23 protein-coding genes and 1 tRNA gene are annotated in these 26,140 nt (G+C 68.2%); 11 read left to right on the top strand and 13 right to left on the bottom strand.

Annotated features, from left to right (window positions below):
• Window positions 1–14: 14 nt before the first annotated feature.
• The 3 genes from IH26_RS0122340 to IH26_RS0122350 all read right to left on the bottom strand — a co-directional run bounded on the left by IH26_RS0122340 (window position 15) and on the right by IH26_RS0122350 (window position 3,478).
• Window positions 15–656 carry an HNH endonuclease family protein gene (locus IH26_RS0122340; RefSeq protein ID WP_030438177.1) on the bottom strand — a complete coding sequence of 214 codons (642 nt, stop codon included), beginning with the start codon at window positions 654–656 and terminating at the stop codon, window positions 15–17.
• A gap of 101 nt (window positions 657–757) precedes the next feature.
• On the bottom strand, window positions 758–2,491 hold the full coding sequence (leuA, locus tag IH26_RS0122345; RefSeq protein WP_030438178.1) for a 2-isopropylmalate synthase: 1,734 nt from the start codon (window positions 2,489–2,491) through the stop codon (window positions 758–760).
• Between the two features lie 198 nt (window positions 2,492–2,689).
• Entirely contained in the window at window positions 2,690–3,478 is a 789-nt protein-coding gene (locus IH26_RS0122350; protein WP_245665395.1) for a hypothetical protein, read from the bottom strand.
• Window positions 3,479–3,633: 155 nt separating this feature from the next.
• On the opposite strand from IH26_RS0122350, the gene IH26_RS0122355 reads away from it, so the two are divergent.
• Both IH26_RS0122355 and IH26_RS0122360 read left to right on the top strand, forming a co-directional pair.
• A complete protein-coding gene (locus IH26_RS0122355) occupies window positions 3,634–4,899 on the top strand; it encodes an aspartate kinase (RefSeq protein WP_030438180.1) in 1,266 nt (421 codons plus the stop codon).
• An 8-nt stretch (window positions 4,900–4,907) separates the two neighbouring features.
• On the top strand, window positions 4,908–5,960 hold the full coding sequence (locus tag IH26_RS0122360) for an aspartate-semialdehyde dehydrogenase (RefSeq protein ID WP_030438181.1): 1,053 nt from the start codon (window positions 4,908–4,910) through the stop codon (window positions 5,958–5,960).
• Between the two features lie 1,125 nt (window positions 5,961–7,085).
• On the opposite strand, the gene pyrE is transcribed toward IH26_RS0122360, so the two are convergent.
• Window positions 7,086–7,604: an orotate phosphoribosyltransferase gene (pyrE, locus tag IH26_RS0122365; RefSeq protein WP_030438182.1), complete on the bottom strand. Its 519-nt coding sequence runs from the start codon at window positions 7,602–7,604 to the stop codon at window positions 7,086–7,088.
• Window positions 7,605–7,696: 92 nt separating this feature from the next.
• Here pyrE and IH26_RS0122370 point away from each other — a divergent pair, with 92 nt between their 5' ends.
• From IH26_RS0122370 to IH26_RS0122380, 3 genes are all read left to right on the top strand, one after another.
• Window positions 7,697–8,857: an FIST signal transduction protein gene (locus IH26_RS0122370; protein WP_030438183.1), complete on the top strand. Its 1,161-nt coding sequence runs from the start codon at window positions 7,697–7,699 to the stop codon at window positions 8,855–8,857.
• A gap of 4 nt (window positions 8,858–8,861) precedes the next feature.
• Entirely contained in the window at window positions 8,862–11,054 is a 2,193-nt protein-coding gene (locus tag IH26_RS0122375) for a putative bifunctional diguanylate cyclase/phosphodiesterase (protein ID WP_030438184.1), read from the top strand.
• A gap of 102 nt (window positions 11,055–11,156) precedes the next feature.
• Window positions 11,157–11,453 (top strand): hypothetical protein, encoded by a 297-nt coding sequence (locus tag IH26_RS0122380; RefSeq protein ID WP_030438185.1) that lies wholly within the window; start codon window positions 11,157–11,159, stop codon window positions 11,451–11,453.
• A gap of 404 nt (window positions 11,454–11,857) precedes the next feature.
• Here IH26_RS0122380 and IH26_RS56010 read toward each other — a convergent pair whose 3' ends face one another.
• Together IH26_RS56010 and IH26_RS59945 are read right to left on the bottom strand one after the other, a co-directional pair.
• Entirely contained in the window at window positions 11,858–13,138 is a 1,281-nt protein-coding gene (locus tag IH26_RS56010) for a hypothetical protein (protein WP_157437322.1), read from the bottom strand.
• A gap of 539 nt (window positions 13,139–13,677) precedes the next feature.
• Window positions 13,678–13,818: a hypothetical protein gene (locus IH26_RS59945; RefSeq protein ID WP_157437323.1), complete on the bottom strand. Its 141-nt coding sequence runs from the start codon at window positions 13,816–13,818 to the stop codon at window positions 13,678–13,680.
• Between the two features lie 202 nt (window positions 13,819–14,020).
• On the opposite strand from IH26_RS59945, the gene IH26_RS0122395 reads away from it, so the two are divergent.
• The 4 genes from IH26_RS0122395 (at window position 14,021) to IH26_RS64565 (ending at window position 18,425) form a co-directional block, all read left to right on the top strand.
• Complete coding sequence (locus IH26_RS0122395) at window positions 14,021–15,256, top strand: DUF6880 family protein (RefSeq protein WP_157437324.1); 1,236 nt, start codon at window positions 14,021–14,023, stop codon at window positions 15,254–15,256.
• Window positions 15,257–16,600: 1,344 nt separating this feature from the next.
• Complete coding sequence (locus IH26_RS58120) at window positions 16,601–17,746, top strand: site-specific DNA-methyltransferase (protein ID WP_084598998.1); 1,146 nt, start codon at window positions 16,601–16,603, stop codon at window positions 17,744–17,746.
• Window positions 17,740–18,078: a hypothetical protein gene (locus IH26_RS64560; protein ID WP_157437326.1), complete on the top strand. Its 339-nt coding sequence runs from the start codon at window positions 17,740–17,742 to the stop codon at window positions 18,076–18,078. Before IH26_RS58120 ends, IH26_RS64560 begins: the two co-directional genes overlap by 7 nt.
• Window positions 18,079–18,113: 35 nt before the next feature.
• Window positions 18,114–18,425, top strand: a complete 312-nt coding sequence (locus IH26_RS64565) for a hypothetical protein (protein ID WP_211268728.1) — start codon at window positions 18,114–18,116, stop codon at window positions 18,423–18,425.
• Between the two features lie 225 nt (window positions 18,426–18,650).
• Here the strand turns inward: IH26_RS64565 and IH26_RS0122400 are convergent, their stop codons facing one another.
• From IH26_RS0122400 to IH26_RS0122415, 4 genes are all read right to left on the bottom strand, one after another.
• A complete protein-coding gene (locus IH26_RS0122400) occupies window positions 18,651–18,980 on the bottom strand; it encodes a type II toxin-antitoxin system HicB family antitoxin (RefSeq protein WP_030438188.1) in 330 nt (109 codons plus the stop codon).
• On the bottom strand, window positions 18,977–19,228 hold the full coding sequence (locus IH26_RS0122405; RefSeq protein ID WP_245665397.1) for a toxin HicA: 252 nt from the start codon (window positions 19,226–19,228) through the stop codon (window positions 18,977–18,979). Before IH26_RS0122405 ends, IH26_RS0122400 begins: the two co-directional genes overlap by 4 nt.
• Before the next feature lie 197 nt (window positions 19,229–19,425).
• Window positions 19,426–19,502, bottom strand: a tRNA-Pro gene (locus tag IH26_RS0122410).
• 72 nt (window positions 19,503–19,574) lie between these two features.
• On the bottom strand, window positions 19,575–20,471 hold the full coding sequence (locus tag IH26_RS0122415; RefSeq protein ID WP_030438190.1) for a metallophosphoesterase: 897 nt from the start codon (window positions 20,469–20,471) through the stop codon (window positions 19,575–19,577).
• 25 nt (window positions 20,472–20,496) lie between these two features.
• Between IH26_RS0122415 and IH26_RS0122420 the strand changes: the two genes are divergently transcribed.
• Window positions 20,497–20,952 (top strand): GatB/YqeY domain-containing protein, encoded by a 456-nt coding sequence (locus IH26_RS0122420; protein WP_030438191.1) that lies wholly within the window; start codon window positions 20,497–20,499, stop codon window positions 20,950–20,952.
• Window positions 20,953–21,029: 77 nt separating this feature from the next.
• Here the strand turns inward: IH26_RS0122420 and IH26_RS0122425 are convergent, their stop codons facing one another.
• Entirely contained in the window at window positions 21,030–23,453 is a 2,424-nt protein-coding gene (locus IH26_RS0122425) for a transglycosylase domain-containing protein (protein WP_169789798.1), read from the bottom strand.
• Between the two features lie 283 nt (window positions 23,454–23,736).
• Between IH26_RS0122425 and IH26_RS0122430 the strand changes: the two genes are divergently transcribed.
• Window positions 23,737–24,039, top strand: a complete 303-nt coding sequence (locus IH26_RS0122430; protein WP_030438193.1) for a WhiB family transcriptional regulator — start codon at window positions 23,737–23,739, stop codon at window positions 24,037–24,039.
• A gap of 1 nt (window position 24,040) precedes the next feature.
• Here the strand turns inward: IH26_RS0122430 and bagB are convergent, their stop codons facing one another.
• Both bagB and bagA read right to left on the bottom strand, forming a co-directional pair.
• Window positions 24,041–25,156 carry an ArsA family ATPase gene (bagB, locus tag IH26_RS0122435; protein WP_030438194.1) on the bottom strand — a complete coding sequence of 372 codons (1,116 nt, stop codon included), beginning with the start codon at window positions 25,154–25,156 and terminating at the stop codon, window positions 24,041–24,043.
• A gap of 20 nt (window positions 25,157–25,176) precedes the next feature.
• On the bottom strand, window positions 25,177–26,133 hold the full coding sequence (gene bagA / locus IH26_RS0122440; protein WP_030438195.1) for an ATPase BagA: 957 nt from the start codon (window positions 26,131–26,133) through the stop codon (window positions 25,177–25,179).
• Between the last annotated feature and the right edge of the window lie 7 nt (window positions 26,134–26,140).

Genomic DNA, 26,140 nt, shown 5'->3' on the forward strand with positions numbered 1-26,140 from the left:
CAGATCCGTGGACATCAGCATTTCCCCAGCATGTCGGCGAGTGCGGATTTCTCGGCCGTGGTGACCGTGAGTTTCCAGTGGGTCTTCACGGCTACCCAGTCTTCCGCATACGTACACCAGCTGGCGGGGTCCGCCGGTTTCCAGGTGGACGGGTCCTGGTCGCCCTTCGAGCGGTTGGCCGACGCGGACACCGCGACCAGCTGCGGATCGTCCAGGTCGTTGGCGAAGTCCTCGCGCTGGGCGGTGGTCCACGCCGACGCGCCCGAGCGCCACGCGTTGGCCAGCGGCACCAGGTGGTCGATATCCACCTGGCTCGGCGCGGTCAGCGTCTTGCCGTCGTAGATGCTCTTCCAGGTGCCGGCCACCACGTTGCAGCCGGACAGCTTGACCTTGGTGCCGTCCCGCTTCAGCACCGAGTCGCGGACGTCGCAGTTGCTGCCGGTGCTGCGCCAATGCGGGAACTTCTCCCGGCTGTAGCCCTTCATCGAGCCGGGCGCGGCCACGGTCAGCTTGGCGAGCTGGGCGCCGGCCGTGCCGGGCGCGACGGCCGCCGTGGACGGGCCGTAATCGATGATCGAGGTGTTGTCACAGGCGGTGGTCAGGCTGACCGCGGCGGCGACGAGGAGCAGTGTCCATTGACGAGTACGAAGGGGCACGGCTCCAGCGTAAGTGCGGCGTGCCCGTTGTGCCCGGGTCGGTCGCCCGTGAGTGGATCATCCCGCGCGCCGCACCGGGGCGGCGCGCGGGGACCGATCGGTCAGCGGGCGCGGTTCATCGCGCTGGTCACGGCCTTGATCGAGGCGCTCACGATGTTGGCGTCGATGCCCACACCCCAGACCACCTTGTCGCCGACCTCGACCTCCACGTACGCCGCGGCTTGCGCGTCGCCGCCGGCGGTGAGCGCGTGCTCGTTGTAGTCCAGGACCCGGGCCTGGATGCCCAGCGGCTGGACGGCCTGCACGAACGCGTCGATCGGGCCGTTGCCCAGGCCGACCAGCGGACGGCGGACGCCGCGGTGGAAGACCTCGACGTCGATCTCGACCTTGCCGTCCACCGTGGCCGTGCTGTAGCCCTCGATCTTGAACGCGGTGGAGAGCTGGTGGTCGATCAGGTACTCGGCCGCGAAGATGTCCCACATCTGCTGCGGGGAGACCTCGCCGCCCTCCTCGTCGGTGTGGTGCTGCACCACGCCGGAGAACTCGATCTGCAGCCGTCGCGGCAGGTCGAGGTTGTGCTCCTCCTTCATGATGTACGCCACGCCGCCCTTGCCGGACTGCGAGTTGACCCGGATGACCGCCTCGTAGCTGCGGCCCACGTCCTTCGGGTCGATCGGCAGGTAGGGCACGCCCCAGGTGAACTTGTCCACCTCGACGCCGGCCTCGTCCGCATCGGCCTTCAGCCAGGCGAAGCCCTTGTTGATCGCGTCCTGGTGCGAGCCGGAGAACGAGGTGTAGACCAGATCGCCCACGTACGGGTGCCGCTCGTGCACCGGCAGCTGGTTGCAGTACTCGACGGTCCGCTTGATCTCGTCGATCTGGGCAAAATTGATCATCGGGTCGATGCCCTGGGAGAACATGTTCAGCCCCAGGGTGACCAGGTCGACGTTGCCGGTGCGCTCGCCGTTGCCGAACAGGCAGCCCTCGATGCGGTCGGCGCCGGCCAGCAGGCCCAGCTCGGCGGCGGCCACGCCGGTGCCGCGGTCGTTGTGCGGGTGCAGCGACAGCACCACCGAATCGCGGCGGGGCAGGTGGCGGTGCATCCACTCGATGGAGTCCGCGTACACGTTGGGGGTGGCCATCTCGACCGTGGCCGGCAGGTTGATGATCAGCGGCCGGGTCGGGGTCGGGTCGATCACGTCGATCACCGCCGAGCAGACCTCCAGCGCGTACTCCAGCTCGGTGCCGGTGTACGACTCGGGGGAGTACTCGTAGAAGATCTCGGTGTCCGGGGTGTGGATCTCCGCGTACTTCTGGCAGAACCGGGCGCCGCTGGTGGCGATGTCGGTGATGCCGTCCTTGTCCAGGCCGAAGACCACCCGGCGCTGCAGCACCGAGGTCGAGTTGTAGAAGTGCACGATCGCCCGCTTGGCGCCGCGCAGCGACTCGAAGGTGCGCTCGATCAAGTGCTCCCGGCACTGCGTCAGCACCTGGACGGTGACGTCGTCGGGAATCAGGTCCTGCTCGATCAGCTGTCGGATGAAGTCGTAGTCGGTCTGCGAGGCGGCCGGGAAGCCGACCTCGATCTCCTTGTACCCCATCTGGACCAGCAGCATGAACATGCGCCGCTTGCGCTCGGGGGACATCGGGTCGATCAGGGCCTGGTTGCCGTCCCGCAGGTCGACCGCGCACCAGCGCGGGGCTACCTCGACATGCCGGGTGGGCCACTGGCGGTCGGGCAGATCAACGACGAATTGCTTGCCGTACGGCGTGTATCGCTCGAACGGCATCGCGCTCGGGCGCTGCGTGGCGAAGGGGTTGTTGACGGTGGACATGTGGCTGCTCCAGAGGAAGGCGAGGCGAGGAGGCGGCGCCGCGATCTCAGAGAACGCAGAAACTCCGCGACGAGGTGCCGGCCTGGGATGGGGCCTCGTCGCGGCAGCGAAGGAGGAGTGCGTGCCACATGTCGGAATCACCCTACGTGATCAACTCGGACGCGCCTAACTCTACGCCCGGATCGTGGGATACCGGAGTCAGGCGGGTGAGGCTCCCCCGGTCGGTTCGACGGGAGTCGAGTCGCCCGGCGACGGGACCACGGCCGGCGCGCTGTCCGTGGTCATCGCCGGGCCGGGCCCGACCGGGCCGGGCAGCGGCACGGTGGCCGGCCCGGCGACCTGGTTGACCAGCTTGAGCTGACCGAAGTCGACCCGGGCCGCGGTCAGCACGCCGTCCTGGGCGTAGCAGTAGATGCCGATGTCGACCGGCGCCTTGATCGAGGCGGCGATCGAGTCGATCGAGAAGCAGGTGCCCTGGGCGCCGTCGATCGGGTCCACCTCGGTCACCGCGAGCGCCGACTGGCGATCGGTGAAGACCGGCAGCCACTGCCGGAACAGCCGCTCGACCTGCGGCGAGTAGTCCTTCGGCACCTTCTTGCCGGGGTCCGCCACGCGTACGCACGAAGGGGCCGAGACGGTGCACTGGAAGACGCCGGCGGCGGTCGAGACGATCGAGACGTCGGCCGTCTCGCCCAGCATCGCGTGGCTGACGTCGACCCGCCAGGTGCCGTCGGCGCCGATGGTGGCCACCACGTTGTGCTGCCGCCCGTTGCCGCTCTCGGTCAGCGTGTAGAGCGCCGCGTACGCCTTGTCCTGCGCCAGCGTGGCCCGCGCGATCAGGTCGGAGCGCGAGTCCGGGGTGTCGTCGCCGCCGGCCGAGGGCGTCGGGGTGGGCTGCGGATCGGGCGCGCCGCCGCAGCCCGCCGTGACCGCCAGCGCGAGCAGCGCGGCGGCCGGCGCGAACCGGGTCCTCAGGCGTGGGCGCACCGAGACATTCTCGCCTCCGCGGCCCGAACCGGTCGTTCTCCGCCCTGGCGTGTCGCGTCCCCCGGCCGGATTTTGGGATCGCCTGTCGGCCCCGACGTGGGTCGCGGCTAGGGTAGTTGGGATTTGTCGTTGTAGCGCCGAAGGAATGGTTACCCGTGGCACTGGTGGTGCAGAAATACGGTGGTTCGTCCGTCGCGACCGCCGAGCGCATCAAGCGGGTGGCGGAGCGCATCGTGGCCGCCCGCAAGGCCGGCGACGACGTGGTCGTCGTGGTGTCCGCGATGGGCGACACCACCGACGAGCTGCTCGACCTGGCCAACCAGGTGAGCCCGCTGCCGCCGGGCCGTGAGCTGGACATGCTGCTCACCGCCGGCGAGCGCATCTCGATGGCGCTGCTCGCGATGGCGATCCACAACCTGGGGTACGAGGCCCGGTCGTACACCGGCTCGCAGGCCGGCGTGCTCACCACCTCGACGCACGGCAAGGCCCGGATCATCGACGTCACCCCCGGCCGCCTGCGCTCGGCGCTGGACGAGGGCGCGATCGCGATCGTGGCCGGCTTCCAGGGCGTCTCGCAGGACACCAAGGACATCACCACGCTGGGCCGCGGCGGCTCGGACACCACGGCGGTGGCCCTCGCGGCCGCGCTGCACGCCGACGTCTGCGAGATCTACACGGATGTGGACGGCGTCTTCACCGCCGACCCGCGGATCGTGCCGGACGCCAAGCACATCAAGAAGATCACGTACGAGGAGATGCTCGAGCTCGCCGCCGGCGGGGCGAAGGTGCTGATGTTGCGATGCGTGGAGTACGCGCGCCGCTTCAAGGTGCCGATCCACGTACGCTCTTCGTACTCGCACAAAGAAGGCACGCTCGTCACCGGATCTATGGAGGACCCTGACGTGGAGCAAGCACTGATCACCGGGGTCGCGCACGAGCGCAGCGAGGCCAAGATCACGATCGTCGGCGTGCCCGACGAGCCGGGCGCGGCCGGCCACATCTTCAACACGGTGGCCCAGTCCGAGATCAACATCGACATGATCGTGCAGAACGTCTCCACCGAGGGCACCGGCCGCACCGACATCTCGTTCACGCTGCCCAAAGCCGACGGCCCGACCGCGATGACGGCCCTCGACAAGATCAAAGAGCAGATCAAGTTCAAGAGCCTGCTCTTCGACGACCACGTCGGCAAGGTCTCGCTGATCGGCGCCGGCATGCGGTCGCACCCGGGCGTCGCCGCCTCGTTCTTCGCCTGCATCGGCGAGGCCGGCGTCAACATCGAGATGATCTCCACGTCGGAGATCCGGGTCTCGGTGGTCTGCCGGGACACCGACCTCGACACCGCCGTCCGCGCCGTGCACGACCAGTTCGAGCTGGGTGGTGGCGAGCAGGCGGTGGTGTACGGCGGGACCGGCCGGTAGGCCGTCCCATGGCGCAGCCCACGCTCGCCGTCGTCGGGGCCACCGGCTCCGTCGGGACAGTCATGCTCGAGCTGCTCTCCTCCCGGCGCAACGTCTGGGGGGAGATCAGGCTGCTGGCCAGCGCCCGCTCGGACGGCAAACAGCTCTCCTGCCGCGGTGAGCAGCTGACCGTGCGCGAGCTGACGCCCGAAGCGTTCGACGGCGTCGACATCGCGCTGTTCGACCTGCCCGACGCCGTCTCGCGGGAGTGGGCGCCGGTCGCCACCGCCCGCGGGGTGACCGTGGTGGACAATTCGGCGGCCTTCCGGATGGAGCCGGACGTGCCGCTGGTGGTCCCCGAGGTCAACCAGGAGGCGATGCGCGAGCGCCCGCGCGGCATAGTCGCCAACGCCAACTGCACGGTGATGGCGATGATCATGGCGATCGCGCCGCTGCACCGCGAGTACGGCCTGCGCGAGCTGGTGCTGGCGTCGTACCAGGCGGCGTCCGGGGCCGGTCAGATCGGCGTCGACACCCTGCACGACCAGCTCAGCAAGGTGGCCGGCGATCGGCTGCTCGGCTCCCGCCCGGGCAACGTGCGCCAGGCGATCGGCGACGACCTCGGGCCGTTCACTGCGCCGCTGGCGCTCAACGTGGTGCCCTGGTCGGGCGAGATCGCCCCGCTCGGGTGGTCGTCCGAGGAGCTCAAGCTGCGCAACGAGTCCCGCAAGATCCTCGGCATCGCGGCCCTGAAGGTCTCCGCCACCTGCGTCCGGGTGCCGGTGGTGACCGGGCACTCGATCGCTGTGCACGCGGTCTTCGGGTCGGAGGTCGACGCCGACGGCGCCCGGCAGGTCCTGCGCAATGCGCCGGGCGTGATCCTGGTCGACGACCCGGAGTCGGGCGAGTTCCCGATGCCGATCGACGCGGTCGGCACCGACCCATCATGGGTGGGCCGCATCCGCCGGGCGATGGACGACCCGAGAGCCCTCGACCTCTTCATCACCGGCGACAACATGCGCAAGGGCGCGGCGCTCAACACGGTCCAGATCGCCGAACTGCTCGCCGCCGAGTCCCGCTGAGCTGAGCTGGCTGGCTCCGCGCTGAGCTGGCTGGCTCCGCGCTGAGCTGGCTGGCTCCGCGCTGAGCTGGCTGGCTCCGCGCTGAGCTGGCTGGGTCCTCGGTCTCGGATACGGGGCACCCCGCAGATACGACGTCGTGTCGCGTCGCCTGGCGCGTCGTGTCGCGTCGCCCGGGCCGTGCCGTGTCGCGTTGCCTGGCCAGCATCGTGTCGCGTTGCCTGGCCAGCGTCGTGTCGCCCGGCCCGCGTCGTGTCGCGTTGTCCGGCCTGGCCCGCGTCGTGTCGCGTCGCCCGGGCCGTGCCGTGTCGCGTTGCCTGGCCAGCGTCGTGTCGCCCGGCCCGCGTCGTGTCGCGTTGTCCGGCCTGGCCCGCGTCGTGTCGCGTTGTCCGGCCTGGCCCGCGTCGTGTCGCGTTGCCCGGGCCGTGCCGTGTCGCGTTGCCTGGCCAGCGTCGCGTCGCCCGGCCCGCGTCGTGTCGCGTTGTCCGGCCTGGCCCGCGTCGTGTCGCGTCGCCCGGGCCGTGCCGTGTCGCGTCGCCCGGGCCGTGCCGTGTCGCGTTGCCCGGGCCGTGCCGTGTCGCGTTGCCCGGGCCGCGTCGTGTCGCGCTGCCCGGGCCGCGTCGTGTCGCGCTGCCCGGGCCGCGTCGTGTCGCGCTGCTCGGCCGCGCCGTGTCGCATCGCCGTCTCGCGCTGGACCGGGCCCTCCCACGCCGTGTCGCGCTGGCCGCCCCGCTCGTGCCGTCCCGCTCCGCGAATCATGAAGGCGTGCTGTTTGCTTCGCGCGCGAAGTCTTCGCTCTCGGGCGGGCCGCTCGCGACCTTGATGAGCACGGGTTCGAGGCGAACGGGAACTCTTCGGTGTCGCGGCGGCTGCCACGGATCTTGCAGCGTTGGTGTTCGGGAGCTTGAGCGGGTGCGGCGCGACCGGCGGGGGCACGGCGGGCGGGTTCGGCTTGCCGGCCGGGACAGCCCGGCGGCCGCGCGCGGAGGGTGACCACCCACCCAGCGAGGCGCTGCACCGGGGACTGTGCTCACGCGTACGCGAAAGGGGTTGTCGCCCTTGAAGGTAATAAGCCGCTACCGAGCGTGGCGCCTTGTCAGGGCGGACAAGGACGCCGCGCGGCGGGAATCAGGACAGGTCTTCGCGGGTCAGCAGGGCGCGCAGGGTGATGCCGTCGGCCGCCAGTGCCGCCGCGCCACCCTCCTGGCGGTCGATCACGCAGAGGGCGTGGTCGACGTGGGCGCCCAGCTTGCGCAGCTCGCCGGTGGAGATGACCACCTGGCCGCCCGAGGTCACCACGTCCTCGACCACCAGCACCCGCCGGCCGGCCACCTCGGCGCCCTCGGCCAGCCGGGCCGTGCCGTACTGCTTGGCCTGCTTGCGGACGAACGCGGTGGGCAGCTTGGCGTGCCGGGCCAGCGCGGTCACCACGGCGATCCCGCCCATCTCGAGGCCGGCCAGCACTTCGGTGCCCTCCGGGATCAGCACGGCCATCCGCTCGGCCAGCTGGTCGAGCAGCTCGGGGTCGGCCTCGAACTGGTACTTGTCGAAATACTCCGTGGCGGTCCGGCCCGATCGCAGGACGAACTCGCCGGTCAGGCGGCTCACGTCGCGGACGCGCCGCGCGAGGTCTTCAGAGGCAGTCACAAGGTCTTAGCCTGTCAGGCCCGCCGGAGACAACCGACGGCACCCCGGACGCAACCACTCAGCAACCGACAAACCGTGCCGATCAGAGGATCATGCAGACCAACCCGCACCGCTGGTTCGGCGCCGGGCAGAGCAGTGCCGCCGACGCGGCGAAGGCCGGTGCCGAGGCCGCCGCGGAGGCGATCGGCGGCCGGTCGGCGAAGGCCGTCTTCGTCTTCTGCTCGGTGGCGTATGACCTGCCGGAACTGCTTGCGGCCGTACGGGCGGAGGCCGGCCCGCACGCGAGCATCGTGGGCGGCACCACCATGGGCGAGCTGGGCAACGCCGGGATGACCGTCGGCGGGCTGGCGGTGGCCGCACTGGGCGGGGACGGCTTCACCGTGCACGTCCGGGCGGCGGCGATCGACCCGCACGAGCCACGCGCGGCCGGGGCGCAGGTGGCCGAGGCGCTGCGCGGGCTGCACGACCCGAACCGGGTGCTGATCCTGTTCTGCGACGGGATGTCCGGCCGGCCGAACGAGATCGTGCGGGGCGCGTACTCGACGATCGGCGCGGCCTGGCCGATGGTCGGCGGATTCGCCGCGGACGACCGGCACTTCGAGCGGACCTTCCAGTTCTGCGACGACGAGGTGCGCACCGGGTCGGTGGTCGGGCTCGCGCTCGGCTCGGACGGGCCGATCGGCATCGGCATGGCGCACGGTTGGCGGCGCACCGAGCCCCCGATGGTCGTGACCAAGAGCCAGGGCCCGCACGTCTACCTGCTCGACGGCGAGCCGGCGCTGGACGTGCTGCTGCGCCGCAACAACTTCGACGGGACCGCCGACGAGTTCTTCGAGCGCGGCCGGGCGTTGCAGCCGCTCGGGCTGTCCCGGCGCAACGGCGAGGACATCCGGGTGATCCACGGCGGGGACGACGAGGAACGCTCGGTCTGGGGCGCCGCGGACGTGCCGCAGGGCGCGCTGGTCTGGCTCATGGAGGCCGACCGGCAGGCGCTGCTCGACGGCGCCACCTGGTCGTGCACCGAGGCGATCGCCGGGCTGGACGGGCTGGCCCCGCTCGGCGTCCTCGCCTTCGACTGCGGCGGGCGGCGGGCCGGCCTGGTGGAGGGCGGCATGCAGGAGGAGATCGACACGATGCGTACGGCGTTGAACGACGCCCCGTTCGCCGGCTTCTACACCACCGGCGAGATAGCCCGGGTGGACGGCGGGAGCGGGCTGCACCATCTCACCCTGGTCACCCTCGCCCTGGCCTGAGCCGATGCTGACCTGGTCGACGCACCTGCTCACGGAGTATTTCACGGCGGTGAACGCCGCCGAGGACGAGGAGACGGCGATCGCCAGCGCCGTGGAACGGGCCACCGAGATGGTCGAGGCCGAGACCGGAGCGGTGGTACGTGAGGGACGCGTGCTCGGCGCGTACGGCTTCGGCGGCACCGTCCCGGAGGCCGGCCTGCTCGCCGTCGCGGCCGGCGAGTCCCTGCTCGACGTGCCGCAGGTGGGCGAGTTGCACGCGGTCGCCAACCCGCTCGGCGGGGAGAACGCGGACGCGCTGATCGTCTGCCGGGACGGCGAGGCGTTCGGCGCCGAGGAGCGGCAGATGCTCCAGGGCATGGCCCAGGTGCTCGGCCTGGCACTGCGCAGCATCCGGGTGCTGGCCGCCGAGCGGCACCTGCGCGCCGAGAAGGAGCGGCAGGCGACCACCGCGCAGACCCGGCAGCGGCTGGTGGAGTCGCTGCTCACCATCCAGCGGGCGATCTCCGCCCGGCGGCCGCTGCCGGAGATCCTGGACGCGGTCACCGGCGGCGCGGCCGAACTGCTGCACGGCGACGCCACGGTGGCGCTGCTGCTCGCCGAGGGCGGCCCGGATAGGCGGCTGAGCGTGGCCTCCACCTGCGGCCGGACCGAGGGCGGGCCGGTGCACGAGGCGGCGGCGCGGGCCGCGATGACCGGCGGCTCGGCGCTGATCAGCACGGACGGTGTCGGCACGGTGATCGCCGCGCCGGTCCGGGTGACCGGCGAGATGGCCGGCAGCCTGGTCGCCCAGCTCCCGGGCGACGCCGACCAGTACGCCGAGCAGCGCGATCACCTGGACGCGTTCGCCCAGCAGGTGAGCCTGGCGCTGACCGACGCCCGGACCGTGGAGGCGGTCCGCGAGGCGCACCACGACCCGGTCACCGGGCTGCCCAACCGCGCGCTGTTCCTGAAGATCCTCAACCGGGTGCTCGCCTCGCGCGGCACCGAGACCGACCCGACCAGCGTGCTCTTCATCGACCTGGACCGGTTCAAGGCGGTCAACGACAGCCTCGGCCACGAGGCCGGGGACCAGCTGCTCGCCCTGGTCGCGCGGCGGCTGCGCAGTTGCGTACGGGCCAGCGACACCACCGCCCGGCTCGGCGGCGACGAGTTCGCGGCGCTGCTGCACGACTCCCCGGTCGAGGCGGCCACGGTCGTCGGCGGGCGGATCGTCGCCTCGATCAAGGAGCCGTTCCGGGTCGCCGGCCGGGAGGTCTTCATCGGCGCGAGCGTCGGCATCGCCACCTCCCGCGAGCCGGTCGAGCGGTCCGAGGCGCTGCTCGACAACGCGGACGTGGCGATGTACCGCGCGAAGAAGGAGGGGCCGGGCCGGGTACTGGTCTACGAGCCGTACATGCACACCGAGGCGCTCGACCATCTGAGCCTTCGCGGCGACCTGCAGCGGGCGCTGCGCGAGGGCGAGTTCCGCGTGCAGTACCAGCCGCTGATCCGGCTTGCGGACGGGGCGCCGACCGGGGTGGAGGCGCTGATCCGCTGGCACAGCCCGACGCGGGGGTTCGTCTCGCCGGTCGACTTCATCCCGATCGCCGAGGAGTTCGGGCTGATCGTCGACATCGGGCAGTGGGTGCTGGAGACCAGCGCGGCGCAGGTGGCCCGCTGGCGGCGGCACTTCCCCGACCTCGGGCTCAACGTCAACGTGTCGGGACATCAGCTGGTGCATCCGCGGTTCGCCGACAACGTGATGCGGGCGCTGGCGATCGCCGGCCTGCCGTCCAGCGCGGTGACCCTCGAGCTGACCGAGTCGGTGCTGATGAGCGAGCCGGATCTGGGCAAGGCGGCGCTGCATGTGCTGCGCGGCCTCGGCGTACAGCTGTCCATTGACGATTTTGGAACGGGGTACTCGTCGCTGGCGTATCTGCGCGAACTGCCGGTCGACGAGCTGAAGATCGATCGCGCGTTCATCGCCCGGGCCGAGCTGACCGGGGAGGATCTCGCGCTGGTGCGCACGATCGTCGAACTGGCGCAGATCCTCGGCCTGCGCACGGTGGCCGAGGGGATCGAGAACGCCGCGCAGCTGACCGCGTTGCGGCGGCTGGGCTGCGCGTACGGGCAGGGCTATCACCTGTACCGCCCGGCCGACCCGGGTGACCTGCCCGCCCGGCTCGCCGCTCGCCTGGTCGAGGACCCGGTGGGGTAGACATTCACCCATCCGCGTACTTGATCTCCGCGCTACCGCATGCGAGATCCTTTTGGGGTACTTTTCGCCTAATTGGTGCTAATTACTCGGAAGGAACATTCCGTGACACCCTTCGCATTGTTCTTCCTTCTCGCATTGGCCGGATCCTCCTGCTTCGCGCTCGGCCGGGCACTCGGCCGCGGCGAGCGATACGAGAAGGGCTACCGGGAGGGCTTCCGCGACGGCGAGACCGGCTCCCTGGCCCGCGCGGCGCGGCTCATCCAGCTCGACGCGCGGCCGGCCATCGCGCCCGCGGTCGAATCGATGCTCGGGCCGTACGCGGTGCCGCAGCAACTCCCGGGGCGCAGCGTCGGTCCGGCCGTGGCGGCGGTGCCGGTCCGTCCACAGTTGGCGCTCTGAGCTGGCTGGAGTGGCCTTCGGCGCCGCGGGCGATCGCCCCTGGGAAGCTGATGAGGAGAGGCCGGTTTTCGACACCGCAAACCCCGCGATGCCGAAAACCGGCCTCTCCTCATCAGCGGGGCGATCGCGGGCCGTTCTCTGATACGGGGCACCCCGCAGATACGAGGTCATGGTGCGTCGCGATGTGCGGGGCAGCGGGCGGGGCCGGTCCAAGTCAGCGGTGGATCGAGCGGCACGCCACGGTGAGCCAGACAGTCGTCTCGCCGTTCAAGCCGGTTACCGGGGAGGCCGCTGCGGTTGGGGCGGTGTCACGCGTACGTCGAAGTGGTTTTGAAATGCAGTGTGGTTTTGAGATGCAGTGACGCCGGGCCCGACAGCCCGGCGTCACTGAAGCGGTCGTTCTGTTACAGCTCGGGCTGGATCACCGTGCCATCGTCGAACTTGTTGTTGGACCACTCGTTGCCGGTGCGGGTCTTGTCGAAGCCGGTGATCGGGCCGTAGGTGCCGCACTTGCCGTCGGAGCCCTTTTGCCAGACGTTGCCGGTGAACTTGATGTAGGTCGCGTTCGTCGGGTCGCTGGAGAACGGCTTGCCGTTGGTGGCACCGCCGTAGGCGCAGAAGCCGGTGCCGGTCGGGTTGGCCATGAAGAGGTTGTTCGAGATCGTGTTGTGCGTGATCGGGGCGAAGTCGGGATAGCCCGTCATGTCCGCCGAGCAGCCGATCTCGGAGTCGGTCAGCGCCGTCCAGTCACACTGCATGGTGTTGTGGATGATCGTCGAGTGCTGCTCGACCCGGATCGCCGAGGCATGCTGGGTGGCGAGCAGGCTCGTGCCGTGGATCCAGGAGTCCTGGACGGTGCAGTTCAGCCGGCAGTAGATGCCGCGGTTGCCGCCCTTGACCTCGACCCGCAGCGCGGTGAAGTTGTCCGAGCCGATGCACTGGCAGGCCGCCCGGGCCGGGTTGATGACCTCGGAGTCCTGGATCGTGAAGCTGGTCTTCTTGCCCTCGCCGTCATTGACCTCGCCGTTGATCCGCGAGTTCTTGATCATGACGCCGGTGGTGTTGATGCCCAGGTCGCAGTTGACGATCTTGCTGTCGATGACCGTGTTGGGGGTATTGATCTCGCACGGCCCGCTGTAGGTGGTCAGCACGGTACCGGACGGGACGCCGGTGTTGCCGGCGTTCGGGAAGTCACCGGTCGGCCCGCTCGGCGCCGGGCTCGACGACGAGGTGCTGGGCGCCGGCGCCGGGTCGGTCGGCTTAGTCGTCGGGCTCGACGTGCTCGGCTGCGGGGCCGGTCCGCCGCCGCTCGCCGGCACCACGGTGAAGGTCTGCCGCACGCCGAGGTTCTTCCAAACCCCATCATTTCCCATGTACGCGACGGAATAGGTGTACGTACCGGCCTTGCCGAACGAGCGCTTCGAGGTGAACTCCTGCTGGCTCGTGCCGATCTTGACGTTCGCCGCCCGCGGGAAGTCCTGAATGTCACCGGACGAGTCGCGAACCGCGATCACCAGGTACTTGACCGTCGTCGGGCGCTCGGCCACCAGCTTGGCGCCGGCGGTGATGGTCTCGCCGGTCTTCGCCGAGGTCAGGTCGACGCCCAGGGCCTGCAGAGAAATCGGCGCGGTGACCTTGTAGTTGATCGGCCGGGTGGTGGAACCGTTCGCGACATTGGCCGCCAATGCCCCGACAATGCCGACAACGGGGATCAGGGTCAAAAACCATTTCCGGTTGAGACGAGAGCGCCGGGCGTGCCGCCGCGGTTCTTTCTCCAGCTGGCCGATTTGTACGTCATGGCGCGGTTCGGCCTGCCGACGTAGGGAGCGCACGTCGAGATACCTCTCATGGTCGATGGGTCGAACCCGGCAACCCAACCGCCCCCACGGTGATCAAAGATCCAGTTCAGGCGCGCCGTTCGGGGCGCGGCCTGAACTCGCGCTGCCGAGCACGACGTTCGCACCGACCATAGGCATGCCCCGGTCGCCGGGGTGGCCGACTTAAGACTCACCTAAGACAGAATTGGGACCGTGGACAGGCTATCCACGCTATAGGGCGGCAATTCGTGCATAGCTCCGATTGCCTGCTTGCCTACGCGTTCACGACATTACCCGATCACTCCATCGGGTGATGTAAATGAATGGCCACGAAATCGATCGCGAAAACACCTGAAGATCAAGATAGCGGGGGTACGGCGTGGGCCGCGCCCCCGGATCTTGAATTCTTAGAGCAGGCTCAGCCGCACGACGATCGGCGGAAAGAGCAGGGAAAGGGCGGCCAGGACGAAGGCGATGATGCTGAGGCGGTTGGACGGCTGCCGGAGGACCCGGGTCTGCTGCGTTGGGGGGCCGCCGTAGAACTGCACGGTTGGCTGCCCTGCTCTGTCATAGCCGGGCTGGCTGTAAGGCGCGGCCAGTTGTCGCTCGCGCAGAAGGGCAACAGCCTCGAACCTGGCGGTCGATCGACACGCCGAACCCCACCCCGGAGCCTGGCGCCAGCACGGTTCACCCGGACTGGCGATAATCGCGGTCATGAGCCCTGGCCTTCGGGAGGAGAAGCTTGGCGACGTGGTCCTCGGGTTGATCAGAACCCGGGCAGACCTGCACCGGTGGGGTGCCGCCAACGCCCACGGCAGGCAGATGCACGAGGCCGTGGCCCAGCTGCGGGAGGCGGCCGAGGCGATGGATCCCGCCACGCTGCTGCCGCTGACGGAGAAGGCGATCGCTTCCGCCGTACGGGTGATCCTGCGCGCCGACGACTCCAGCGGGATCATCGGTGACGCGATCCGCGACATGCTCGAACTGCATGCCAAGGTCGTGGCGAAAGCCCGGCCGCCGGCGTCGAAGCTGGTTCTCTGGATGATCAAGTTTCAGTTCGACGGCAGTCAGGACTTCTTCACCATCGATGTCGCCGACTACGCCGAGGCGCTGGGACCGGACGGATCGGCGTTCTACCGGGCAAAGCTGGCCGAGATCGCCGACGGGCTCGGGTCGGAGCCGGTGGAGCCGGCACGATTCGCCGACCCCAAAATATTGCAACAAGCTGCGCAGGACGGCCACGCCCGGCTCCTGCTGGAATACAACGCCCGCAGGCTCGCGGTGGTCGACCGCGACGTCGAGGCGATCATCGCCACCCACACCCGGGACCGGAAGGTGGCCGCCTGGCTACAAGACACCGCGCAGGCTCTCGCTGAGATCGGCGAGGTAGACCTGGCCATCGACTGGGCCAGGCAGGCCGCCGACTTCGACGGCGGGCACCAGTCGCTCAGCGCCGCCCAGTACTGGTGCGAGCTGCTCGCGAAGCACCGGCCTGACGCCGAAATCGCGACGCGCCTCGAGGTGTTCCGCCGCTGGCCGTCCTCCTCGACCGCGCAGCAGTTACGCCGGGCAGCCGACCAGGCATGGCCCGATCACCGCGACGAGGTGCTCGACACTCTTGCCCGTTCACCGTACGACGCGGTCGTCTTCGCCCTGCATCACCTCGAAGATCCGGAACTGGCCTGGACGCTGGCGCACGACCTCAAGCTGACCGACGCCCGCACCTGGAGCGATCTGGCCGACGCCTACGAGCCTGTCGATCCGCTCGGCACGCTGCCGGTGCTGCGCAAACTCGTCCTTACCGACCTGCGTGACGCTGACGCCCGCGCGTACAAGAACGCAGCTCGCCGTCTGGGCCGAATGCGGGCGCTGGCCGTTGGGACAGACCAGGCGGCAGAGGTCGACGAGCTCATCAAGGCCTTGCGCGAGGAGCATCGCCGCCGGCCCCGGCTCCAGCGCGAGTTCGACCAGGCTGGCCTCCCGTGACGTACGCGGCCGCTGCGCCAACAAGGGGCGAAGACCTGATTCATCACCCGGGTGGGAGTCGGCGACGCGCGCCGACCGGGAAGGTCATGCCGGTCAGCTCCCCGGTTCGGACGCTCGACCGGCTGTTGCGAGTGAGCGGGGAGCGATCCAGCAAGATCTTCTTCCAGATATTCCCCGAGGGCCTGGTGAAGCAGTCAGGGCCGGTCTCCCTGATCGGAAGACCGGCCCTGAACTGGTGTTTCGTTGGTCGGGGTGGCCGGATTTGAACCGACGGCCTCTTCGTCCCGAATGAGGTACGGATGCCGGCGAGATGCATCGCCAAGCTATAAAGGTGCAGCTCAGGCCGTTGGTTCAGGTTGGTTTGCGTTGCTTGGTCAAGGCCTCACTGGCTGACTCCTCCAGAATTTCTCCGACAACTGGATCAGCGAGGCGCCGGTCCGCCAGGGCAGAAGGGATGGGACCACATTTGTCGTAATAACTGGCTAATGCACGCATCGAGACGAAGCCATGCCACGGATTCGACCGTCGCGACTACGCGACAAGCGCCGACCGCCTCCAGGTTCATCAGCAGGATCTCTCCAAAGCGGGGCTTGCAGAAGCAAAGTCAGGGCCGGCCCGGAAAGGCCAAGCCCCAAGCCGACCTTTCGTCGGCCGGCGTGGTCGGATTCGATTCTGTCGAGGCCTCTTCATCCCGAACGAGTTGCCCAATCTCGACACCAATACGAAGCCCCAGGTCAATACCCTGGTCACCATCCGTCTACGCCGCTTGATCGCAGTGCAGTCGACCGCGCCTTCGCCAGGATTTCTCAAAGCCAGCGTCAGAACCGGCACCAGCGCCTCACCTTCCCGAAGATCTACAACGAGGGTTCCGGTTGTTGCATCCCAGCCGACTCTGCGAGCGTGACGCTCTTCGTCCTCATACACAACCGGCCGCGCCAGTTGAGATCGATTGGCGCCGCCCGGGCTGCCATGCCCCAACGCGCTTTCCAAGTCTGCGCGATGACGTGTGGTGTCGTTCTCTAACGTCCTGACCAGGGATCGGGCAGTCGGCGGACGTTCGCGGTCAGGCTCAAGCTTGGCTGACCGACGCGGAAACCGATGCGGTGCGGGGTCTCAGCGTCGCCCGCCCAAGCTTCCTACGACACGGCCGTATTGCACCGTGGACCGCTTCTCCCTTGGGAAAGGTCATCGGCGCCTCCTGGTCGGCTGGCTTGGGAAATCCGTCAGATACCACGGCTGCGCGGCCCTCCCCTGCAGACGCGCCGCTCCTTACGTAGGGTAGACGGTTGCTTACTCTGTGATTATCATGACTGGACCGTTACTTTCCCGGAGAAGGGCGGGTCGATGCTTAGTCGCCTGGAGACGCAGGTTCTCTACTGCTCCGACAATCTTCCAAAACTGCGTCAATTTCCGGCCGACTGCATTGACCTCATCTATTTGGATCCGCCATTCTTTTCAAACCGGCGGTATGAAGTGATATGGGGCGACGAGGCTGAGGTTAGATCGTTCGAGGATCGCTGGGCGGGCGGAATCGAGGTATACATCGATTGGATGAGGAAGCGGATACTTGAGCTACGCCGAGTCCTTACGGCAAGGGGGTCGATTTATCTCCACTGCGATCCACACGCCAGCCACTACCTCAAGATTCTGATGGATCAGGTATTCGGCCAGGACTGGTTTCGAAGTGAAATAGTGTGGAAACGCACCGGGGCGCACGGATCAACCAAAGGGTATGCACCAGTCCATGACTGCATCCTCTACTATGCGGGCCCGGGACATACGTGGAATCCGCAACACCATGGCTATCGAGATGAATACCTCGCCTCCAAGTACAAATACCATGACGAACGGGGAAGATACACGCTGATAACCTTGATGCCGCCGGGTATTCGAAGTGGTGAGACCGGGGAACCGTGGCGAGGAATCGACCCTACGGCCAAAGGCGCACATTGGCAAAACCCGCCATCGAAGTTGGAGGAGCTTGATCGTGCCGGAATGATTTACTGGGCCAGGAACGGTAAAGGGCTACCTCGGCTCAAACGATACCTGGATAACAATGCAGGCGTGCCCGTGCAGGATCTATGGACCGATATCGCTGCGATCAACTCGCAAGCGCGGGAGCGACTCGGATATCCAACCCAGAAGCCAGAGTCGCTCCTCGAACGAATCATCGCGGCCAGCTCGCACGAAGACGATGTCGTGTTGGATCCCTTTTGCGGGTGTGGCACTACAGTGTCGGTAGCCGAGCGACTGAATAGAAGGTGGATTGGCATCGACATTAGTCCCACGGCCGTCAATTTGATGGTCAGGAGGCTCAAGAAATACAATCCGAGACTCCAGTTCCTCACGGAAGGGCTGCCCGTCACTGAGAATGACCTACGCCGACTAAGGCCCTTTGAGTTTCAGAACTGGGTGATTCAGAAGTTCAACGGCACCCACTCGACTCGAAATCAGGGGACTTGGGAATTGATGGTTACAGCTTCATGCTAAACGAGCCTATTCAAGTCAAGCAATCAGATCATGTGGGTCGCAACGTAGTGGACAATTTTGAGACGGCCGTAAGGCGTGCGGGCGAGACCGCCGGGTACATCGTTGCCTTCAGCTTCGCTCGGGGATCTCACGAGGAAGCCGCACGGGCGCGCCGAGCTGACGGACTTGACATTCGGCTCGTTACCATTAAGCAGCTATTGAGTCCGGACGCATCGACGGTAGCGGCAGGTTTGGCAACGGTGACCGACCTTCCACTTCCCCCCTCTCGTCGCGCAAATGAACGTCCGCGTGCTGACGAGTTGGTCAGGAGTGACAGACGCAACACGGCGTAGTCCATCGCGCGACCCATAACATCATCCGGATCGCGTTGCAGCTCTACGTTCACGCCCAGGTCGTCGGCGATCTGCGCGATCGTCGCGCCCGGTCGAAACCGATACAGCGCCACCGCATCGGCGTTGAACTTGGCCGGATAGTGCTTGTTCACCATGATGTTTCAGGACTCCTGATCTCCAGGACAGTCAAGTTCCCAGATTCAAGTGTCCAAGATCAAGGTGCAACTACGACCGACGGCTGCGAGAAGTATCTGCCGCGTGGCGTTACGGACATCGGCCTCATCCTTACCCTGCAATTGTTTGGTTGGCATAGCCCAGGAGGAGACCTGCCCAAGCGGCAGAGCTAGCACTCCGGCTGCTGCAAGTGCGGTCAGGGGCACCCACAGCGCAGGCAGTTTCGCCGCTCGCCGGGCCGCCTTGAGTGAATGGCGTGACATCTCTTGAGTAGATACGGTGAGAGCAACAACGGGCTCCGCACCTACCCCGCCCGCGCATTGCCTGCAGCTCGTTTTCCAGGGGCCGCGTGCCGGGTCGGCCACATCGCCCGGCATGCAGTGCACGCGGCAGCCACGTCAGTCCGCAGCCAACCGCGAGGATGCAAGGGCGTTCAGAGAGACTCCCTGCTCGGCGGCGCGGATTGCGAGTCGACGATGAACTTCTTCGGGAACACGAACCTGGAACTTCCCGGAGTAATGTTTGTCGGCGATCGCAGCGGGCGGTTCCTCACCAGACGCCAGCATCTCCGCGACGATCTCCTCAACGACCCGCTGGATACCGACGAACGCCTCCGTACGTTCCTCAGCCAGCCATGAAACCGACGGCAGTTCCGCTACAGTCCCGACGTACTCCCCGTCCTCCGCCGACCAGTGAACTCGGTAGGTGTAGTGATCCGCCACGCTCACGATCGTTCCTCCAGCTTCTTGATCGCGGCCAGGACCTGCTTGACCTGGTACGGCTTCGCCTTGCCACCCTTGTCCTGGATATTGACCCTGGGGTCGCCGGGCCAGGGCATCTTGAAGACGTAATGCGACGTGCCCTGCGACCGCGGCTCTCCGAAGTAGTGCCGACACACGAACAGCAGGTCGGCGAACCGGACATTGTTAGGGTTCCGGCGCATCTCCGCCAGGATCTTCGCCAGCTTGTCCGCCACGCTCCCAGGATACCTCGCTCAGTATCATCGGCGATACTACTTGCTAGGCGCCGCGGTTCGCCTCGGACGTCGGCACAGCCCTGCTTTGATTGGGGTGCACGGAGTCCCGGGGGCAAGATCTTCTTCAGAAGCAGGCTGGAAAAGTGTTCAGGGCCGGTCTCCCTGAGCGGAAGACCGGCCCTGACCTGCAACTACCTTGGTCGGGGTGGCCGGATTTGAACCGACGGCCTCTTCGTCCCGAACGAAGCGCGCTACCAAGCTGCGCCACACCCCGAGCTGCCTGGAAATACTATCCGACGCCGGGGCGGACGCGAAATCGGTATCCCCCTAACCGCAAAATCGCAGGTCAGCGAGGTATCAAGGTGAGTACCGAGGCCTCCGGGCGGCAGGCGAAGCGGATCGGGGCGGTGGGGTGGGTGCCGAGGCCGGCCGAGACGTGTAGCCAGGCGTCTGAGTCGGGCCAGCGGTGCAGGCCCTTGGCCATGTTGTGCGGGAGGTCGCAGTTGGTGGTCAGGGCGCCGTAGCCGGGCACGCAGACCTGGCCGCCGTGGGTGTGGCCGGCCAGCAGGAGGGCGAAGCCGTCGGCCGCCATTGCGTCGAGGACGCGGGAGGCGGGGGTGTGCGTGACGCCGATGTGCAGGTCGGCGCCGCCCGCGATGGGGCCCGCGACGGACGGGTAGTCGTCCTGGTCGATGTGCGGGTCGTCGACGCCGACCAGTTCGATCGAGCGGCCGCCGGCCTTGATGACCGTGCGGGCGTTGTTGAGGTCGGACCAGCCGGCGTCCACGAAGGCGGCGCGCAGGTCCTCGTACGGCAGGCCGGTGCCCCGCACGTACTCGCGCTCGCCGGGCAGGATGTAGCGCAACGGGTTGCCCCAGACCGGGCCGGTGTAGTCGTTCGAGCCGAAGACGAAGGCGCCGGGCAGCGACAGGAACGGGTCGAGGGCGCGCAGCACGCCGGGCAGCGCCGCCGGGTCGGCCATGTTGTCGCCGGTCACCACGACCAGGTCGGGGTCGGTGCCGGCCAGCGCCGCCACCCACGCCTGCTTGCGCCGCTGGTCGGGCATCATGTGCAGGTCCGAGATGTGCAGGATGCGCAGCGGCTCGGCATCCGGCTCGAGGACCGGCACGTCGAAGCGGCGCAGGGTGAAAAGGTTCCGCTCGATCAGCGACGAATAGGCGAAGGTGGCCGCTCCGGCCGCCGCCACACCGGCGGCCAAGGCAATAAGGGGACGCTTACGCATGACGGCAAGAGTAGTTTCTCCGTCCATGGGAACGCTGAAAGACCGCCTGAACGATGACCTGCACACCGCCATGAAGGCGCGCGACGAGCTGACCACCGCGACGCTGCGGATGACCCTGGCCGCCGTCCGCAACGCCGAGGTGGCCGGCAGCGAGGCGCGCGACCTCTCCGACGACGAGGTGCTGGCGGTCCTCACCAAGGAGTCGAAGAAGCGCCGCGAGGCGGCCACCGCCTTCGCCGACGCGGACCGGCCCGAGCAGGCGGCCAAGGAGCGCTCCGAGGGCGAGGTGATCGACCGCTACCTGCCCAAACAGCTCACCGACGAGGAGATCGCCGAGCTGGTCGCCGAGGCACTGGCGGCCGGCGGTTTCACCGGCCGCGCCCACATGGGCCCGGCGATGAAGGCGGCTCAGGCCGCGGTGGCCGGCCGCGCGGAGGGCGGCCGAGTGGCCGCCGAGGTCCGGCGTCAGCTGGGTGCCTGACCTCACGCCGCTTTTGCCGTACGGCGTGAAGCCGCCCCACCCGCAGCAGCGGGTCGGGCGGCTTTCCGATCTGTGGGTCAGCGTCCTGGTCTGGTGGGGCGGATGGTGGGGGTGGGGAAGGTCGGGTTGGTCGAGGGGTTGGTTCGGGTCTGGGCGCCCTGGCCGTTGCTCACCTCGATGACCACGACGCCGCCCTTGATGGTGCGGCCGCTCGGGTTGGTGTCGGCGGCGGTGCCGGCCGGGCAGGTGGAGTCGACCGTGTTGCCGACCGAGACGTCGAAGCCGGCGCCCTCGAGGCGGTCCTTGGCGTCGCCGATCGAGTCGCAGGAGACGTCGGGGATGGAGCGCTGATCGCCGTACGCAATCTTCTCGTTGTCCGGGGTTTTGAATTGGACCTTGGGTTTGCCGTCCATGAAGTCGGCCAGCGTGTTCCAGACGGCCGGGTTCACGATCTGGTGGGACATCCGGTCGGGGTGGTCCTGGTAGTCGGGGTTGACCAGGTAGCCGGCCACGACCAGGGAGGTGGTGCCGGCGATCAGGGCGGCCGTCTTGTCGCGGTCGGTGGTGCCGGTCTTGCCGAAGACCGGGTGCTTCACGACGCCGTGGGTCTGGCCGGCCGTGGTGCCTCGGCACTGGCCCAGCTGGGCCGAGTCGCCGACCGGGCAGCGGGCCGCATCCAGCGCCGCGCGCGCCACGTCCTTGCTGGTCGCGCGGATGCAGTGGGACTTGCCGACGTCGAGCTTCTCGTTGGTCTGGGTGGTGATCTGCTCGATCGGGGTGGGCTCGCAGTACATGCCGTCGCCGGCCAGCGTTGCGTACGCGTTCGCCATGTCCAGCGGCGTCGACGCGGACACGCCCAGGGTGAACGCGCCCCACTGGTTGGCGCTGCCGGGGCTGGCCAGGTCGGCGTCCTGCTTCACCCGGAACTGGACGCCGAAGCGCTTGGCGACGGCCACTACGTTCTCCGCGCCGACGGTCTGCTCGAGCGGGACGAAGTACGTGTTCACCGAGTTACCGAAGCCGGTCCACATGTTGTAGACGCCCGCTTCACCCTCGCCCGCGTTGCCGGGGCACCAGAAGTGCGTGCCCGCACAGGCGGACGGGCTGCTCGGGTCGATGATGTAGTTCGACCGGAACTGCTTGGGCGCGTTGATCGTGTAGCCGAGCGGATAACCCTTCTCCAGGGCCGCGACCATGGTGAACATCTTGAACACCGAGCCGGCCTGGTAACCGGTGATGTCGCCGCCGCCGGTCAGCAGCGGGTTCGTGGTGTTCGGATAGGTGCCGCGGATGCCCTGGCCGGCCTTCCGCGGGTCGGAGGACATCTCGTTCTGCGGGTGCGCCGGGTCGTCGAGCTTGTACTTCCGGTTGGCGGCCAGCGCGCGGACCTTGCCGGAGCCGGGCTCGACGGCCGCCACGAGCAGCGCGTTCTTGTTGTCGTCCTGGATCTCGTCGGAGATGTTCGCCCGGGCCGACGTCTGGGCCTTCACGTCGAGCGTGGTGACGATGCGGTAGCCGCCGCTCTTCAGGCGACGCTCCCGGTCGTACGGCGTCTGGCCGAACTCTTCCCGGCCCATCCACCAGCGGTAGAAATAGTCGCAGAAGAAGCCCCACGCGTTCTTCGCCACCGAGATGCAGCCGTTGCCGACCGGCTTGACCGTTCGCGGGATCGGCTCCTTGACCGCCTTGTCGGCCTCCGCCTGGGTGATCATGCCCATCGTGACCATGCCGGGGATGACGTAGTTGTTGCGGCGCTCGAGGATCTGCTTGTACCCGTCGGGGGTGGTCGGGTTGAAGCTGGACGGCGCCTTGACCATGCCGGCGAGCATGGCGGCCTGGCCGATCGTGAGGTCCTTCGGCTTCTTGTTGAAGTAGACCTGACTGGCGGCGAAGACGCCGTACGCCTGGGCGCCGAACGGGGCGATGTTCAGGTAGCGCTCGAGGATCTGGTCCTTCGTGAGCTCCTTCTCGATCTGCAGCGCGTACTTCATCTCGGTGAGCTTGCGCTTCGGCGTGTCCTTGGTGGCGTCCACGACCTCCTGCGGGTTGGTCGCCGAGTACGCCAGCCCCATCCGGACCCACTGCATGGTGATCGTGGAGGCGCCCTGCCGGGCCTTGCCGTTGTTGTTGTTGACGAACGCCCGGGCCACGCCCTTCAGGTCGACGCCGTTGTGGTGGTAGAAGTCCCGGTCCTCGGCCGCCACGATCGCTTTGCTCATGTACGGCGAGATGTCCTTGAGCGGGACGTCGCTGCGGAACTCGTCGTAGAACTGGGAGATCTGCGTCTTGTTGTCGGACGCGTAGATCCGGGTGATCTGCGGGGAGTTGAAGTCCTTGAGCTCGCTGGGCAGACTCGCGAACGATTCGCCACCGGCCTTGACGGCCAGCCCGGACATGGCCGCCGCCGGGAAGGCCGCGGCCGCGACCACGAGGCCGGCGAGGAGACCGCACACCAGTAGTGAGCTGCCGTTGGCGAAAATGTTGTGATCGCGTCTGCGCATCCAGGAGGTCACCCGAGCAGGGTACGGGAACGGAGCACGCGTCGCCTGTCGAGAACGTCGTGCTTCGCCCAGATTGATTCTGCGCCTTCCACCCCGTGCGGCGCAGCCCCCCGAAGCGAATTGCCCGATACTCCCGGGCTATGGGTTTTTGAGGGACAACGTTGCGTAATCGCCCGACTACAGAGCATGATGGTCCGGCGAGCTTGTCGCACGACGTCTGCACGGCTTGGGGGACATATGCGGTGCGGGCGTCAGGGGGTAACGCAAGGGGGGACGTGTACAGATGGGGATGATCAGCGACTGGCCCAGCATGGCGGCGTGTCAGAGTGGCGACCCTGACGCGCTGTTCGTGCAGGGCGCCGAGCAGAACGTGGCGAAGAGGATCTGCCGCAGCTGCCCGGTCCGCTACGAGTGCCTCGCCGACGCCCTGGACAACAGGATCGAGTTCGGCGTCTGGGGAGGCATGACGGAACGGGAGAGGCGGGCCCTGCTGCGCCGCCACCCGCACGTGGCGAGCTGGCGGAAGATGTTCGAGGCCGCTCTGCGGGAGTCCAGCGCCGACAAGGTGCTCATCCCGACGCGCTGAGCTAACTCACCAACAGGGTGCCGATCGTCCGCAGCCCGTCGACGTCGTGAACGTCGGCGGGCTGCGCCGCGATCGAGGCGGCGGGGACGCCGGGGAACGCATCGGTGAACGTGGCCGCCACGCTCGCCTCGCGCTCGATCTGGCGCATCAATGCGGCGTGTACGCGGAGAGCGTCCGCGGTCATCTGCTGATCCGTCGCCGCGGCGGCCGCCTCACTGCGTTCCGCACTCAAACCAGAAATTTCCGATTTGTGCATGCGGTTGAGCACGACCCCCGCGAGCGGCATCCGCTCGGCGACCAGGCGCTCCGCGAAGTAGGCGGCCTCCCGTACGGCATCCTTCTCGGGGGCCGCGACCAGCAGGAACGCGGTCTGCGGGTCCTGCAGGATCCGGTACGTCTCGTCGGCGCGCTGCCGGAAGCCGCCGAACATCGAGTCGAGCGCCGCGACGAAGCCCGACAGGTCGGTCAGCAGCTGGGCGCCCAGAATCTTCTGCACCGCCCGGGAGAACAGCCCGAACGAGGCCGTGACCAGGCTGAACATGCTCTTGCCGGAGCGCGCCGGCGCGAGCAGCAGGCGCAGCATGCGGCCGTCCAGGAAGCGGGACAGCCGGGCCGGCGCGTCCAGGAAGTCGAGCGCCGAGCGGGACGGCGGGGTGTCCACCACGATCAGGTCCCACTCGTCGGTGGCGCGCAGCTGGCCCAGCTTCTCCATCGCCATGTACTCCTGGGTGCCGGAGAAGGTCGAGCTCATGGCCTGATAGAAGGGGTTCGCGAAGATCTCGGCGGCGCGCTGCGGGGTGGTGTGCTGCTGCACCACCTCGTCGAAGGTGCGCTTCATGTCGAGCATCATGGCGTGCAGCTCGCCGCCGTTCTCGCCGTCGATGCCCTTGACCTGGCGCGGGGTGTTGTCCAGCTCGCTGAGGCCCATCGACTGGGCCAGCCGGCGGGCCGGGTCGATGGTCAGCACCACGGTGCGCCGGCCGTGCACCTCGGCCGCGCGCACGCCGAGCGCGGCCGCGGTGGTCGTCTTGCCCACCCCACCGGCGCCGCAGCACACGATGATGCGGGTGGCCGGATCGGCGAGGAGACGGTCGACATCGAGAGGTTCAGCCACCACGTACTCCAGGGTAATCAGGGTCAGGCCCGCATGAGTTCGCTCGCGAGCTCGTCCAGCCCGGCCCGGTCGGCGCCGCCGGGCAGGAGGGGGAGCTCGATCGTCGGCCGGCCGACCTCGGCCAGCTCCCCGCGCAGCGACTCCTCCAGGTCGCGCCGGGTGAGATACGCCTTGGCCTCGGCGGCCAGGCCGTTGACCGTGGCCGCGTCGACGGGCAGGCCCGCCTCGGCCAGGCCGCGCTTGAGCTCGGCCTTGGTCACCTTGCCGGCGGTGAGCAGCGCCGGGCGGGCGCCGTTCACGATGATCCGGCCGAGCGAGATGTGCAGCGCCTTGAGCTCGGCGATCGCGTCCAGCGTCTCCTGCACCGGCATCTCCTCGAGCAGGGTGACCACGTGCACCGCGGTGATCGGCGAGCGCAGCAGCGACGCGACGCCCTCGCTCTGCGTCTTGATCGGGCCGACCTTGGTGAGCTTCGCGGTCTCGGCCGTGACGTTGAGGAAGCGGCCGATCCGGCCGGTGGGCGGCGCGTCCAGCACCACGGCGTCGTAGATCCGGCGGCCGTCGTGCGAGCGGGTGGTCGCCTCCTTCACCTTGCCGGTGAGAAGTACGTCACGCAGGCCCGGCGCGATGGTGGTGGCGAAGTCGATGGCGCCCACCTTGCGCAGCGCCCGGCCGGCCGCGCCCAGGTGGTAGAACATGTCGAGGTACTCCAGGAGCGCCTCCTCCGGGTCGACCGCGAGCGCGCGTACCTCGCCGCCGCCGGCCACCTGGGCGATCCGCAGCTCCTTGTAGGGCAGCGGCTCCACCTCGAAGAGCTGGGCGATCCCCTGCCGGCCCTCCACCTCGACCAGCAGCGTGCGCCGGCCCCCCGCGGCCAGGCCGAGCGCCAGCGCGGCGGCCACCGTGGTCTTGCCGGTGCCGCCCTTGCCGGTCACGACGTGCAGCCGCGCCGGCCATCTGCTGTTGACGTGCTCGCCCATGCCCTCC

It is taken from the genome of Actinoplanes subtropicus (genome assembly GCF_000721705.1).
In the GTDB taxonomy this organism is placed as follows: domain Bacteria; phylum Actinomycetota; class Actinomycetes; order Mycobacteriales; family Micromonosporaceae; genus Actinoplanes; species Actinoplanes subtropicus.